14 protein-coding genes are annotated in these 14818 nt (G+C 50.0%); 12 read left to right on the top strand and 2 right to left on the bottom strand.

Features of this window, described 5'->3' with window-relative positions:
- Nucleotides 1–13 precede the first annotated feature (13 nt).
- From B5F87_RS03075 to B5F87_RS21575, 4 genes are read left to right on the top strand one after another with little or no spacing between them, the layout of a single operon-like run.
- Entirely contained in the window at nucleotides 14–799 is a 786-nt protein-coding gene (locus B5F87_RS03075; RefSeq protein ID WP_087276598.1) for an ABC transporter ATP-binding protein, read from the top strand.
- 10 nt (nucleotides 800–809) lie between these two features.
- A complete protein-coding gene (locus B5F87_RS03070) occupies nucleotides 810–1760 on the top strand; it encodes a Sir2 silent information regulator family NAD-dependent deacetylase (protein ID WP_343215720.1) in 951 nt (316 codons plus the stop codon).
- Nucleotides 1761–1776: 16 nt separating this feature from the next.
- A complete protein-coding gene (locus tag B5F87_RS03065; RefSeq protein WP_087276595.1) occupies nucleotides 1777–2586 on the top strand; it encodes a protein-ADP-ribose hydrolase in 810 nt (269 codons plus the stop codon).
- 18 nt (nucleotides 2587–2604) lie between these two features.
- Nucleotides 2605–2733 carry a hypothetical protein gene (locus B5F87_RS21575; RefSeq protein ID WP_275532328.1) on the top strand — a complete coding sequence of 43 codons (129 nt, stop codon included), beginning with the start codon at nucleotides 2605–2607 and terminating at the stop codon, nucleotides 2731–2733.
- Nucleotides 2734–2816: 83 nt separating this feature from the next.
- Here the strand turns inward: B5F87_RS21575 and B5F87_RS03060 are convergent, their stop codons facing one another.
- Both B5F87_RS03060 and B5F87_RS03055 read right to left on the bottom strand, forming a co-directional pair.
- Nucleotides 2817–4217, bottom strand: coding sequence for a YfcC family protein (locus B5F87_RS03060; RefSeq protein ID WP_087276592.1), 1401 nt, complete (start codon nucleotides 4215–4217; stop codon nucleotides 2817–2819).
- 20 nt (nucleotides 4218–4237) lie between these two features.
- Complete coding sequence (locus tag B5F87_RS03055) at nucleotides 4238–5476, bottom strand: M20 family metallopeptidase (RefSeq protein ID WP_087276590.1); 1239 nt, start codon at nucleotides 5474–5476, stop codon at nucleotides 4238–4240.
- Between the two features lie 248 nt (nucleotides 5477–5724).
- Between B5F87_RS03055 and B5F87_RS03050 the strand changes: the two genes are divergently transcribed.
- The 8 genes from B5F87_RS03050 (at nucleotide 5725) to B5F87_RS03015 (ending at nucleotide 14814) form a co-directional block, all read left to right on the top strand.
- Nucleotides 5725–7329: an amidohydrolase gene (locus tag B5F87_RS03050; RefSeq protein ID WP_087277306.1), complete on the top strand. Its 1605-nt coding sequence runs from the start codon at nucleotides 5725–5727 to the stop codon at nucleotides 7327–7329.
- Nucleotides 7330–7365: 36 nt separating this feature from the next.
- The gene (locus B5F87_RS03045; RefSeq protein ID WP_087276587.1) at nucleotides 7366–8460 is read left to right on the top strand and encodes a hypothetical protein; all 1095 of its coding nucleotides are present in this window, start codon (nucleotides 7366–7368) and stop codon (nucleotides 8458–8460) included.
- A 121-nt stretch (nucleotides 8461–8581) separates the two neighbouring features.
- Nucleotides 8582–10111, top strand: a complete 1530-nt coding sequence (locus tag B5F87_RS03040) for a hypothetical protein (protein WP_087276584.1) — start codon at nucleotides 8582–8584, stop codon at nucleotides 10109–10111.
- A 201-nt stretch (nucleotides 10112–10312) separates the two neighbouring features.
- The gene (locus B5F87_RS03035) at nucleotides 10313–10753 is read left to right on the top strand and encodes a cupin domain-containing protein (protein WP_087276580.1); all 441 of its coding nucleotides are present in this window, start codon (nucleotides 10313–10315) and stop codon (nucleotides 10751–10753) included.
- Between the two features lie 92 nt (nucleotides 10754–10845).
- Nucleotides 10846–11532: a carboxymuconolactone decarboxylase family protein gene (locus tag B5F87_RS03030; RefSeq protein WP_087276567.1), complete on the top strand. Its 687-nt coding sequence runs from the start codon at nucleotides 10846–10848 to the stop codon at nucleotides 11530–11532.
- 193 nt (nucleotides 11533–11725) lie between these two features.
- Nucleotides 11726–12784 (top strand): ATP-binding protein, encoded by a 1059-nt coding sequence (locus tag B5F87_RS03025; protein ID WP_087276564.1) that lies wholly within the window; start codon nucleotides 11726–11728, stop codon nucleotides 12782–12784.
- A complete protein-coding gene (locus B5F87_RS03020) occupies nucleotides 12777–13484 on the top strand; it encodes a response regulator transcription factor (RefSeq protein WP_087276561.1) in 708 nt (235 codons plus the stop codon). Before B5F87_RS03025 ends, B5F87_RS03020 begins: the two co-directional genes overlap by 8 nt.
- 31 nt (nucleotides 13485–13515) lie before the next feature.
- Entirely contained in the window at nucleotides 13516–14814 is a 1299-nt protein-coding gene (locus B5F87_RS03015; RefSeq protein ID WP_087276558.1) for a potassium transporter TrkG, read from the top strand.
- Nucleotides 14815–14818: the final 4 nt, after the last annotated feature.

The raw sequence follows: 14818 nt of genomic DNA, 5'->3' as shown, positions 1-14818 counted from the left end.
AGGGGTGAAAAATATGAGTATCATAGAATATAAAAATGTCCGTATGGCCTATGGAGAAAAGGTAGTCATTGAAAACTTTAATCTCTCCATTGAGAAAGGAGAGTTTGTCACCATTATCGGCTCTTCGGGATGCGGCAAGACGACCATACTGAAAATGGTAAACGGGCTGGTGCGGCCCGTGAACGGAAATGTTTTAGTGGAAGGCAGGGATACCCGGGAAACAGATCTGACAATGCTGCGCCGAAATATCGGCTACGCCATTCAGGGCAGCGTACTTTTTCCGCATATGACAGTGGAGAAAAATATCGCCTATGTGCCGAATCTGCTCAATAAAAGAGATAAAAAGAGGACGGAGCAGGCTGTCGAAAAATGGATGAATATTGTGGGGCTTGAAGACTCTTTGCGCAGCCGTTTTCCGTCGGAGCTGTCCGGCGGACAGCAGCAGAGAGTCGGCATTGCCAGGGCTCTGGCGGCGTCTCCTGATATCCTTCTGATGGATGAGCCCTTTGGGGCTGTGGATGAGATCACAAGGGGCAGTCTGCAGGAGGAAATTTCCCGGATTCACCGGGAGACAGGAATCACCGTGCTCTTTGTCACCCACGATATTGGCGAGGCATTAAAACTGGGGACGAAAGTCCTTGTCATGGACGGAGGCAGTATTCAGCAGTTTGCTCCTCCCAGGGAGATTCTTCACGCTCCGGCCACAGATTATGTGAGAAAACTGGTGGAAAAGGAACGCCGGCGGTGTCATCTGCCGGAAGAAAAACTGGGAGACTGCGAGTACAGCGGGGCAATCTGAGAAGCCGCGCGTGAACAGAAAAAAGGTGATGGAAATGTTTTTGGAAAAAGTACAAAAAAGAAAAGAAAAGGCAGTATATAAAACAGCTGACATAAAAAATGTCATAGAATCCGCCGACGCTGTGGTGATCGGCGCAGGTTCCGGCCTTTCCACTTCGGCTGGATTTATCTATACGGGGGAACGCTTTCAGAAATATTTTGGAGATTTTGCATCAAAATATGGATTTCAGGATATGTACTCCGGCGGATTTTATCCCTTTGATACGCTGGAAGAACACTGGGCGTACTGGAGCCGGTACATTTACGTCAATCGCTACATGGATACGCCCAGACCGGTTTATGAGGGTCTCCTGGAGCTTGTGAAAGATAAAGACTATTTTGTCCTTACCACCAACGTGGATCACTGCTTCCAGAAAGCAGGATTTGACAAAAAGCGGCTGTTCTACACGCAGGGAGATTATGGTTTGCTGCAGTGTTCCGGACCGTGCCATCAGAAAACGTATGATAATCAGAAACAGATAGAGGAGATGCTGAAGTCTCAGGGATTCCTTTTGGAAAGAGACGGCGGGGGCGGGCTCGTCCTGCCGGAGGGGCGGACGGCGAAAATGAGCATTCCTGCGGAGCTTATCCCCCACTGTCCACGGTGCGGGCGGCCCATGAGCATGAACCTTCGCTCGGATCATACATTTGTGGAAGACGAAGGCTGGCACCGAGCGGCAGAGCGCTGCAGTGAATTCCTCCGCAGACATAGAAATGTAAAAACATTATTTCTGGAGCTTGGCACCGGCATGAACACGCCTTCTATCATAAAATTTAATTTCTGGCGCATGACTTATGAGAGACCGGCAGCATGGTACGGCTGCATTAATTTAGGCGAGGCGTGGGCGCCGGATGAGATAAAAGATCGATCCATCTGCATCAACGAGGATATCGGAAAAGTGTTGCAGAAGATGCTGGGATAAAGGAGGAGTGAGAAATATGACCCACGATGAAAAGCGGGAATATCTTATAAAAGAGCTGCTGTCAGAGCTTCCGCAATACAGTGACATGAAAATACCGGAGGATGAGGAGAGGCAGAAAAATCTGCTTCGGAGCCTGATGAATATTCGTCCGCCCCGCCCTGCCGGAGAAGATTTTCTCAAGGTGCAGGATGAATACCTGAGCGAAGAAGTGAAAAGAAAGGGGATTACAGACAGTGAAACGCTGCCATCCTCCGCCAGAGATCCCCGACTTGTGTTATGGCGCGGAGACATCACAAGCCTGAAAGCTGACGCCATCGTCAACGCTGCCAACAGCGCCCTGAGAGGGTGCTTTGTACCCTGTCATTCCTGTGTGGACAACATGATACACAGCGTCAGCGGTATACAGCTTCGTCTGGCCTGCGATGCGATCATGAATGAGCAGGGATACGATGAGCCGGCCGGACATGCAAAGATCACGGCGGCGTATAACCTGCCGGCACGTTATGTAATTCACACGGTCGGTCCGATCGTAACAGGGACTCTGACCAGAGAACACTGCCGCCAGCTTGTCGGCTGCTATCGTTCCTGTCTTGCGCTTGCCGTGAAAAACGGGCTGCATAGTATCGCTTTTTGCTGTATCTCTACAGGAGAATTTCATTTTCCCAACAAAAAAGCGGCGGAGATTGCGGTGGAAACGGTGACTTCCTTTCTGAGTGAACAGGAAACAGATATTCGGATAATCTTTAATGTATTCAAAGAGAAAGACTATTCTATTTATCAAAAGCTTCTTTCTCATTCGTCTTCTAACCTTTCCCGAAGACACTGAAGGAAAGTTCCTGCGGCCTTGGAATTGAAACAGCATGAAGAACTTTGGATCGCACTAAAGCACGGAGACGCTTCCGCCGCAAGAGAGATAGCCAGCGAACATCTTCTGGCGGATGTGGAGTACCAGCAGTCTCTTCATAAAGGATAGTGGAAATTCTTTTCCGGATCAACATAAAAATACTCCCCGTTCGTCTTGAAGGGGAGTATTTTTATGTCGATTCCATCATTCTTTTAAAACGGCCCGTATCCGATACTGTGGGCGATCATTACAAGGATGAACGCGCTGACGATGAAGCCCAGATAGATTTTCCAGCAGAACTTGATCCAGGAGCCGTAGTCCACCCCGCACATGGAAAGCTGTACCAGTGAGCTGCCAGGCCAGAAGCTGTTGGTGATTCCGTCACCGTACTGGTAGGTCAGTACCAGCACCTGCTGGTTGATGTGGAGAATCTCGCCCAGTGGCTGTAAGATCGGCATGATGATGACCGCTTTGCCGCTGCCGGATACTACCAGGAAGTTAAACAGCGTCACGAAGACAAAGATGATCAGCAGCGCAAGGATGGCGCTCTTGTTTTCCAGCAGCACGGACATGGCGTGGACGATGGTGTCCATGATACATGCCTGGTTCATGAGAACAACCACGGACTGGGCCAGACCCACGGCGAAGGCGGCGGCGAATACCCGCACGGCGCCCTGGCAGAAAAGCTGACAGGCCCTGCTCGGCTCGAAACGGAAGATGATGGTCAGGAGGATGCCCATGATCACGTAAATGGCGGCAATCTGCGGGAAACTCCAGCCAAAGCGGATGCAGCCGATCCCCTGGATGATGATAATACAGAGAAATACCAGCAGTCCCAGAATCCGTGGCAGCGTCATTTCTTCCATGCCGGACACATGGTCTTCTTTATTCTGATTTAAGTACTCATCGCTCATAAGGCTCGCTTCCGGATTCTTTTTGATTTTGCGGCAGTAAGCGTAGAGACCAGCGAGACCGATAATATAAAAGACCACAAGACCGGCGGCACGGAAACCGATGCCGGAAAACAGCGGCAGACCCACAATCTGCTGGGCCACGCCGGTGGTGAATGTGTTCATGAGGCCGGAAGTGAAGCCCACGGTGCTGCCGATGATGGCAAGGCCGGTGCCCACCATCCGGTCATAGCCCAGGGCAAAACCGATGGTCACGGCAAGGGGATAGAACGGGTAGGCGGCTTCACCGTATCCCAATACTCCGAAAATGACGAAAATGGTGTAGAAAATACATACCACAGAAAATTCCTTTCCCCTGGTTTTCTGTAAGATCAGGTTGATACCCGCCCCGAAGGCGCCGCTTACTTCCAGCAGGTAAATGACGCCGGAGCTGATAAACAGCGTACCCATGATGGTGGCGCCGTTGACAAAGCCGGTGTAGATGGCTTCAAAATAATCCATAAAAGTAATGGGCGTTTCGTTTTCCACATACTGGAAGGTATCCGGGTTAATGACGGTGATGCCCGCGCTGTCTTCTATCCGCTCATAGCTTCCGCTTGGTATTATATAAGAAAGAACCACAACAAAAAGCATGATCAGAAGCAGAATAATAAAAACATGCGGCATGCGAAAGCCCTTTTTTGCATTGGCTTGAGTGTCCATATTTGAGTTTCCTTTCTGATTCATTTTATTTTATGAGTTGTGAGCCAGGACATGGCCGCACTGGCGTGAAGAGCGGCTCCCAGAGGCAGCACATTCTCGTCAAGAACCATCTGCGGACTGTGCAGCGGTGCATTGCCCGGCGCGCCGGCTCCTAAAAATACGAACATACCGGGTACTTTTTCTGTGACGTATCCAAAATCTTCCGTGCCGGACATGGCGGGAATCTGGTGGATATTGCTGCCTCCCAGCACTTCTCTCAGGCAGGGTACCAGTTCCTGGCATAGCAGTTCATTGGTCAGCGTGCAAGGCGTATGGAAGGTGGTCAGAGAATATTCGGCGTTCCACGCTTTGACATAATGGTCGATGAGCTCCGGAATCCGTTTTTTCAAATGTTCCGCGGCCTCCACATTTAATGTGCGAACGCCGATGTGCAGTTCCGCCTCGTCAGGAATAATGTTGACGGCGGCGCCGCCTTTCGCTACGCCGCAGGTCAGAGCAACCATGGCAGCCGGGTCTGTCTCCCGGCCCACAAGAAGGTTAACGGCCTGGTATACCTGATTCATGACCATCAGCGGATCCGTACAAAACTGCGGCTGAGAACTGTGTCCCCCCTTTCCCTTGATTTTCAGAATAAATGTATCAAGAGAAGCAGAGTTGACGCCGACGGCATATCCGGCGTGCCCTGTGGTATCTCCGGGCTGCACATGGATGGCAAATGCAGCGTCTGGTTCAGGGCCATTCAGCAGACCGTCCTCCACCATAAGCCGTGCGCCGGCGCCGGTTTCTTCACCGGGCTGAAACATGAGTTTGACTGTGCCGGGGATCTGTTCTTCTAATTCTTTTAAAATCTGTGCGGCGTCAAGAAGCATGGCGGCGTGGGCGTCATGGCCGCACATATGTCCGAAACCGTTGGTGGATTTAAAATCCAGATCGTTGTCTTCACGGACCGGCAGGGCGTCTATGTCGGCGCGAAGCAGGAAACATGGGCTGCCGCGGCCGATGGTGGCAACGACGCCGGTTTCCTTTTCCATGCGGGGAAATCCCGCGGCTATGTAATCTTCTGTCATTGCTGCAGGGAGCGGACCGCCGCAGTCTTTCCAGGCGATGCCCATCTCATCAAGGCGTTTTTTGATATAGGCGCTGGTTTCGGGCAAATCGGTTCCGATTTCCGGTATCTGATGAAGAAAGCGCCGGTCTTTAATGATCTGTTCCCGGATATTTTGCGCCATTTTCTGGATCTGACCTGTGGACGTTGTCATGATATGTCGTCTCCTTTCCGTCTTTTATCATTTGAGTGCCGTGAACAGCACATTTCCTGATAAAAAGAAAAGACCCCGGACAATTATCTTTCCAGCCTCGGAGTCATATTATGTCATAAATATTAAAACATATTAATAATTATGTTATCACTTTTTTACACAATTTGCAACATTTTATACAAAACTTCCTGACAAATATCTCCTATTCTGCTATTATAGTACATAAAGGAGCGTAGAGGAAAATGAACATGACAGAAAAAACATTTTTTGTAAATGGAAAGATATTTACGGCCAACACGGAAATGCCCTGCGCCGATGCCATGGCAGTGGAGAATGGGCGTATCTGCTGGATTGGCAGAAAAGAAGATATGATGAATCCGGGCAGCGGCGCGGTGATCGATCTGAAGGGCAGGAGAGTGATTCCTGGTTTTGTGGACGCTCATATGCATCCGGTCATGCTGGCGGATTTTCAGAAGAAGATCACGATCATGCCGCCCGAGATCACTTCCATTGAGGAATTAAAGGAGGCGGTTCGCCGGAGACGTCGGCTGCAGGGCCCGGGACAGTGGGTTGAAGGCTGGGGATACGATGAGGAAGGTTTCGCGGAGAAACGGTCGCCCAACCGGTATGATCTTGATGAAGTATGCAGCGATGCGCCGGTATCTCTGATGCGTACCTGCGCCCATATCCGCTGTGTCAACAGTATGGCGCTTTCCATGGCGGGCATTGACAAAAACACGCCGGATCCGCCGGGAGGGGAGATTGAGAGAGATGAAAACGGAGAGCCGACCGGCGTTCTCAAAGAGAATGCGCGAAATCTGCTGACGCCGCTTCTGCCAGTGGAATCTGAGGGGAATAAAGTGGAGAATTTGCTGGAACTGGGCAGGCTGCTCACTTCCCAGGGAATCACGGCAATCTGTGATATGGGTAATCTGGACAACACCGATAATATTCCGATTTACCGGGCGGCGGCCCGGAAAGGCTTTTGTCAGAAAGTAGGCGTCTACTATATGTGGGATTATTTTGCGGATGACGCAGACTTTGATCTGACAAATGAGGAGCTGAACCGGAATCAGCAGATTTTTGCCGCAGGCTTAAAGCTCATTGGGGACGGCAGTATTTCCGGCAGGACTGCCTGGATGGACCGGCCGTATCAGGGTTCCACAGATGAGTACGGAATTTCTGTGTGCAGTGATGCGCTTATGGAGGCTGCCATTGCATTTTGTAAGGAGCATCACTGCCAGCTTTCCATGCACGCCATGGGAGGAAGAACCATCCGGCGGATGGTGGACCGGGCGGCAGTGGAAGAACCGTGGACCCCGGCGGGTATCCCTTACGTGCGTGTGGAGCATGTGACGGACCCTTCCATGGACAGCATAAAAAAAGCGGCGGCTCACGGTATTTCTTTTGTGACGCAGCCAATCTTCATGTACGCGGAATCGGCCAGCTACCGGAAAAATCTCGGTGTGGAATGGATGCGGCGGTGCTATCCGGTAAAAACATTGCTGGAAGAGGGAGTGGCGACCGGTTTTTCTGCCGATGCGCCGGCTACTTTCTGGGCGGTGCCTTCTGATCCGTTTCCGGGACTGAAACAGGCAGTGACGAGGGTCGCCGCCGATGGAACAGATTGTGGAAAAGAGCAGGCGGTGGATATCAGGACGGCCGTTACTCTATACACAAAAGGCGCGGCGGAAGCAGCAGGCTTCCCGGATATCGGAATGCTTGCTCCGGGATATCACGCAGATTTTGCAGTGCTTGACCGGGATATTCTGGAGATTCCGGCAGACGATATTGATCAAGTGCGGGTGGCGGAGACTTATGTGGATGGAAAATGTGTGTACCAGCGAGAGTAATAGCGAGATTAATTTTAGAAGAAAAGAGGAAAGAATATGTTTCATTTACCAAAATACAGAGAACCGGATTTTACACAGGATATATTTGTAAACGCGCCTGACGCCGTGTGGGAGAAGGTGTCCATTCAAGGGGTGGCGCCGGAGAACTACCACAGTACATCCATGTACCCGGAATACTTTAAGATCAACGGCCAGTGGAAGCTTGCCAAAGAGAGCCGCATGGATTCCAGCGTAGTTCTCGGAGAAGACGGGGAACTCCGGGTGGTGGAGAACCGTAATCTGCAGATTGGCGACAGAGTGATTCTCGGAAGAACCGAAAATGCGGAAGAGGGAATTTATCTGCACAGCAGAGGCTTTGAGAATCCGGAGGAAGAAGAAGGAGATCGATTTGTGTTCCGTCAGGGCAGAAGCCGGGAGACTTCTTATGCCAGAGACTACGACCATCTTTTTGAACTGTTAAAATATGAGAGAGACCACGGCAATATTCTCTGGGTCATGGGGCCGGCGTTTTCCTTTGATGCCGACGCCAGGAGAGCCATGCAGGCCATGGTGGAAAACGGCTATGTGGACGGTCTGATGGCGGGAAATGCGCTGGCTACCCACGATCTGGAAGGCGCTATGTTCCACACCGCCCTGGGACAGGACATTTATACCCAGAGGTCACATCCGAACGGACATTATAATCATCTGGATGTGATCAACCGTGTGAGAAAGAGCGGCTCCATTCCGCAATTTATTGAAGACTACAAGATTGACAACGGCATCATGTACAGTTGTGTGAAAGAAAATGTACCGTTTGTGCTCACCAGTTCCATCCGTGACGACGGCCCGCTGCCGGAAGTCATAGGCGACGCCTACGAGGGACAGACCGCCATGCGGAACATGGTAAAGAAAGCTACAACCGTCGTCTGTCTGGCGACCATGCTTCACACCATCGCCACCGGCAATATGACCCCGTCCTACCGCGTATTGGAGGATGGAACCGTGCGTCCGGTCTTCCTATATACGGTGGACGCCGACGAGTTCGTGGTCAATAAGCTTCTGGACAGAGGCAGCCTGGCGGCGACAACCATTGTCACAAATGTACAGGACTTTATCATGATCGTGGCAAAGGGACTGAATATTGTGTAGAAGACGATCCCAAATCTACCATTATTGACGCAGCAAGTGCGTCAGAAAAGAGGAAAAAATGAAAAATCGGCTGTGGGGAGAAAATGTATCCTCACAGCCTTTTTCTGACAGGAGGTGCGGCATGAATAAAAAACATTACTGGCTTATTTTACTGAATCCTTTGTTTCTGTTGGTTTACGCCCTGGGACTTCGCACGTTGTCCCGGTTCTTTCAGTGGGGCGGCGTCGCCCGCCGGCTTCCGCTGATCGCTCTGCTTGGCGGCGCGGGGATTCTGTGGTTTATCATCTGGACCATTGTTTATTTCCGTCGGAAGAAGAGAAAAGTGATGAAGGACAACTTTGTACTGCCTGCTTTGCTGGCAGAACTGATCGTTTTCGTGATTCTCACGGGATTTTACGGCAGACAGATCTATCACAGCGCTCAGCCTTATAACGGAAAACTGTCCTGGGTGCTGGATGATTTAAGAAATACCAGAAAAATTGATTTTGAACAGCGGGATTTTTCACAGTATGGCCTGGATGGAATCGTGACGGCCCTGGAAGAAGGGGCGGGGCTGTCGAAAGACAGTGAACTGTATACGGCCAATACATTTTCCGTGACCATTTCTGCCGATGGTATGATTGAGAGGGTCGACGGTTATCTGTATTCCTTTGGAGCAGAAGAAAATGGAACTGAAGAAGATAGAATAGATGAAAATGGGACAGAAGAAGGAAATCAGGAACAGAGCTGGCTGATCAGTTACGATTCGTCTGCCGATAAGAAAATGACGGTTCGTTTAAACGGCGCTGTAAATACGGATTACCGGGAGCAGGAGCGGCTGTCGCCGATGTTTGCCATGGCTGACGCTCTGCGGGAACAGGGGCTGCCGGAAATCTCCAGCGGGCGAAGTTCCTGGACCATGAGTTACAGCGGTTACACCACGGAAGTCTGTGGGAGCAACTGGTATCAGCTGACAGGGGAAGGAGACCTGGCTTCTTATTTCTGGAACAATTATGGCGAAAACAAGGATGCTTTTTTCCTGAACATTTCCTCGGAGGGCGCAGAAATCGCAGCCATTTTCTGCGGCGAGGGGACCATGGAGACACAGCAGCAGGCAGAAGAAAAAAGTGAGGCCGAAGAAGATATCGCCGCAGCGCAGGAAGAAGGAAAGACGCTGCTCACGGATCAGGACGGCAGCATGACGTTCTATCTGGACGCGGACAATTCCATGAGACTGGAGGTGACAGACGCCGCTGCCGGCAGCCGTTTCTATGAGTTTTATAATGGAGACATTCATAATACGGATCCTTTTGATGGAAACATCGGCACGGCTGAGGGCATATATTTCATGGATGCCCGGAAAGGATTTATTCTGCTGACTTATGCCTCTCAGGATTCGTCATCCATGTATTACACCAACGATGGAGGAACGAATTTTCAGCAGGTGACTCTTCTGGTGGATGAAGCGGCGGAGGATATGGAAGGCAACGAGTTCTCCTTTACCACCGGCGATATGGATTATACAGAGACTCCATATGAAGAAGGCGGAGTGCTTCATGTGCGGGTGTCCACCAGCGCGGCGGACGTGGGAACTTATGCGCTGCTCTTTACATCAGCGGACGCGGGCGTTACCTGGGAGTATGCCGGGGTGCAGACGTTGCCCGGAGAGTAAAAGGCGTTCGGTGGACTTTTCATGCAGCAGGGGCATTATCTCTCATTCCAACTAGGCATTTTACTTTTTTTAGTCCGGGGGCTACTATTATCTCAGGAAATGAGTTTCTGGTATCGAAATGAAAGAATGTTTCATGGATACAGAAGAAGAGACAGTACATCGGCGGCAGTGCCGAAGTATGAGAATGGAGGATATAGAGTTATGAAAATCAGCAGCAGAGAAGAATTTGAAAAACAGAACATGTTTGGTATGGGACAGCCAAATGAGGCGTTCGCACAGTTTTTTATCGGGGATTCCTTTCTGAATCCGCTGACCAAACCGGGTGAGTCTGTAGTTGGTCTTGCCAATGTGAACTTTGCGCCGGGATGCCGCAATAACTGGCATATCCATCATGCGAAAAGCGGCGGCGGTCAGATGCTGATCTGTACAGCCGGAGAGGGCTGGTATCAGGAGGAAGGAAAAGAGGCGGTCAGCCTTACGCCGGGAACGGTCATCAACATTCCTGCGGAAGTAAAACACTGGCATGGAGCCAAAAAGGATTCCTGGTTCAGCCACATCGCTGTGGAAGTGCCGGGTGAAGAGACATCCAACGAGTGGTGCGAGCCGGTGTCCGACGAAGAGTACGCAAAACTGCCGGAATAATTGAATAAAAAAGGGCACAGCAAAACTCCTGGGCTGTGCCTTTGTGATTGTGTATAATTTAGAAGAAATCATAGAAAAAGAGGTGCGTTGCAATGAGTTTATATGAAACCGATCCGGAATTTATGGAACGATATGATCACTTTGCGCTGGATGAGGTAGTCAACGAGCCGGGACAGCAGCTGGACGATTCCACCAGATATCTGGCGATTCTGGCAACCCTCACCGGATGCCAGGGTGTGGATACATTTAAGGAGGTTCTGCCGAAGGCCCTTGACGCCGGACTTACGCCGGTAATGGTTAAGGAAATGGTTTATCAGGCGGTGGATTACCTCGGCATGGGACGGGTGCTGCCGTTTCTTCATGCGGTCAATGAGGTGCTCACAGAGCGGGGCGTAGAACTGCCGCTGCCGGGCCAGGCCACCACGACCATGGAGAACCGTCTTGAGAAAGGCGTGGATGCACAGGCAGAGATCTTCGGCGAGCAGATGCGGGAAGCCTGGAAGGGCGGACACATCAACCGCTGGCTGGCGGACAACTGTTTCGGCGATTACTATACGAGAACCGGTCTTGACCTGAAACAGCGGGAAATGATCACTTTCTGTTTCCTGGCAGCCCAGGGCGGATGCGAGCCGCAGCTGACTTCTCACGCCAAAGGAAACATGAATCTTGGAAATGACAAAGCTTTTCTTATGAGGGTTGTGTCCCAGTGTCTTCCATATATTGGATATCCGAGAAGCTTAAACACCGTTTCCTGCATCAATAAGGCTGCGGAAATGTAACGGATTTACAGAAATTTTACTGAAAACACAAGAAAATTTACATTTATTTGACAAATTTTACATTAGGCATAACAAAATAAAGAAAAAAGGTATATAATAGGGACAGCCAGTTGTGAAAAACGGGCTGTCCCTTAATCTTTACTACATCTTAGCCAGAAAAGTGATATAGTCGTTAGCGGAGGTTACAGAAAAGATGAACAAATACAAAATTTATATACGGGACATGTTTCTTACTGTAATTGTTCTGGGCGTAACCTTTCTTATTAATCTGGTCCTGCAGAACATATTTAAAACGCAGTCATTTTCTTCGGATGTTTTTATTTTAGGGGTATTCCTGATATCTCTGAAAACAGAAGGGTATTTATGGGGAATCCTGGCATCGCTTGTCAGCGTGCTGGTGGAAAGCTTTGCTTTTACATTTCCATACTTTGTTCTTGACTTTGCAGCTGTGGAGAGTCTGTTCTCGGCAGTGATCATGCTGATCGTAGCTGTGCTGACCAGCGCGCTGACCACAAAGATAAAGGAACAGGAAAGAACAAAGACAGAAAATGAAAAAGAGAGGGTACGGGCCAATCTGCTGAGGGCGATTTCCCATGATCTGCGCACGCCGCTCACTACCATTTACGGCTCCTGTTCCGCGATTATAGAGAATTATGATTCTCTCAGGAAAGAGCAGAAGATTAAGCTGCTCGGGGAGATCAGAGAGGATGCGGAATGGCTGATCCGGATGGTGGAGAATCTGCTGTCCGTGACAAAAATCGGCAGTAAGAAGGTGCAGGTCATCAAGACTCCCACAGTGCTGGAAGAGTTGATCGACGATACCCTGATCAAGTTTCACAAGCGTTATCCAAACCAGAAAGTAGTTGTGCAGATTCCGGAAGAATTTATCAGTATTCCGGTGGATCCGCTGCTGATCGAGCAGGTTCTTATCAATCTGCTGGAAAATGCGGTGCTGCATGCGGAAGGAATGACAACGCTTGCCTTCACAGTGAGAACATCCGGCAGACAGGCCGTCTTTGAGATTGCGGATGACGGCTGCGGAATACCGGCGGAAGAACTCGACAGAATCTTCGACGGATATCAGGAGAGAGCCGGTGAACTTACGGATGGGAAGAGAAACAATATGAGTATCGGCCTTTCCGTCTGTGCGACCATTATCAGGGCACACGGTGGAAACATCAAGGCTGAAAATCGCAGAGAAGGAGGGGCGCGTTTCAGTTTCTCATTGGAAATGGAGGAAATGAATGAATAATAAATATAAACTGCTGGTAATTGAAGATGAGACCAACATCCGCAGTTTTGTAAAAACAATTCTGGATACCAACGGTTATCAGGTTCTGACAGCGGGAAGCTTACGGCAGGGGATGCTTGTATATTCTTCCCATCATCCGGATCTGGTGCTTCTGGATCTGGGACTGCCGGATGAAGACGGGATGTCTTTTATCAGTAAGATACGCCGGTCTGATTCCACGCCGATCATCGTACTCTCCGCGAGAACGCAGGAGAACGATAAAGTGACGGCGCTGGATGCCGGCGCCAACGACTATATCACAAAACCTTTTGGGACAGCAGAGTTACTGGCACGGGTACGGGCAGCTTTGCGTAACAGACGCTATGAAGGAATTCAGGGTGGAGAAGACGTAAATGGCGGATACAGATTCAAGGATCTGGAGATTGATTATGCCAGACGTCTGGTCCGTGTGCGGGAAAAAGAGATTAAATTAACGCAGACGGAGTATAATATAGTAGCCCTGCTTTCACAGCACGCGGGAAGAGTACTGACTTATGCGTCCATTATTCAGGCCGTATGGGGAAGCTCCGACGCGGGAAGTATTAAAAAGCTGCAGGTGAATATGGCAAATATCCGAAAAAAATTGGGCTCAAGACCGGGAGAGAAGAATTATATTGTCAATGAGCTGGGCGTTGGATATCGAATGCAGGACGAAGCATAAGGAGACTTGAAAGAAGAAAGAGGATATTACAATGTTTAGGTTACTAAAAAGACAATCTCCGGGACGTATCATCGCTCTGGGATTTCTTTCTGTGATTTTGATTGGTTCCGTACTTCTCATGCTGCCATGCAGCGTAAAAGACGGCGTGACTTTAAGGTATATCGACGCTTTGTATACGTCTACCAGCGCGGTGTGCGTGACAGGGCTGATCGCGGTTGACGCGGGGGATACATTTACTCCTCTCGGACAGACCTTCCTTGCCATGCTGATTCAGGTAGGAGGTCTTGGCGTGACGGCGGTGGGAGCCGGCGTGATCATTGCCATCGGCAAGAGGGTAAACATGAAAGGACGCAATCTCATCCGGGAGGCCATGAATCTGGACTCCGGAAGAGGGCTGGTCATTTTTGTGCGGGATATTTTTATTACAACGGTTATTATTGAGCTTTCTGGTGCAGTATTAAGCTTTCTGGTGTTTGTACAGGATTATCCGCCGATCCGGGCGATCGGAATCAGTTTATTCCATTCCGTCGCCGCTTTTAATAACTCCGGATTCGATATTCTGGGTAATTTCCAGAATCTGATTCCATATCGGCACGATGTGCTGCTGAATGTGGTGACCTGTGCACTGATTATCCTGGGTGGTATTGGTTTTCTTGTTATCCGGGAAGTCTGCTCCAAGCGATTCCGATGGAAAAAGTTTTCTATGCATGCGAAGGTCGTGATTTCCATGAGCGCCATCCTTATCGTGGTGGGAGCCGTGATGCTCAAGCTTACGGAAGACATTACCTGGATGGCAGCCTTTTTCCACAGTGTTTCCGCCAGAACAGCAGGTTTTTCCACTTATCCGCTGGGAACATTTTCTCAGTCGGGACTTTTGGTACTGACGGTACTGATGTTCATTGGAGCATCTCCGGGTTCCACCGGCGGCGGTATCAAAACCAGCACATTTTTTGTTTTGCTGCAGGGAATCAAATCGGCGGCAACCAATAAAGACGAAAAGGCATTTCGATATGCGATTCCTAAAAATGCCTTCCGCAAGGCGGCGGTCATAGCTATTCTGGCGCTGGGCGTCGTAATTGTGGGAACCTATCTGATGACGATCATGGAGCCGGACACTCCGCTTATTGACCTGCTGTTTGAGGTTACCAGTGCTTTTGGCACGGTGGGACTCTCCACAGGAATCACGGCGGATTTATGTGACGGAAGTAAGTTATTGTCGATCATTATTATGTATATTGGCAGGCTGGGACCTCTGACGATCGCTTCTCTCTGGTACTTTACGAGAGGTGACAGGGTCAGCTATCCGGAAGGAAATATTGCAATTGGATAACGCA

Source organism: Eubacterium sp. An3 (genome assembly GCF_002159465.1).
GTDB lineage: Bacteria > Bacillota > Clostridia > Lachnospirales > Lachnospiraceae > Anaerobutyricum > Anaerobutyricum stercoris.
This window is presented reverse-complemented; position numbering and strand designations above follow the sequence as displayed.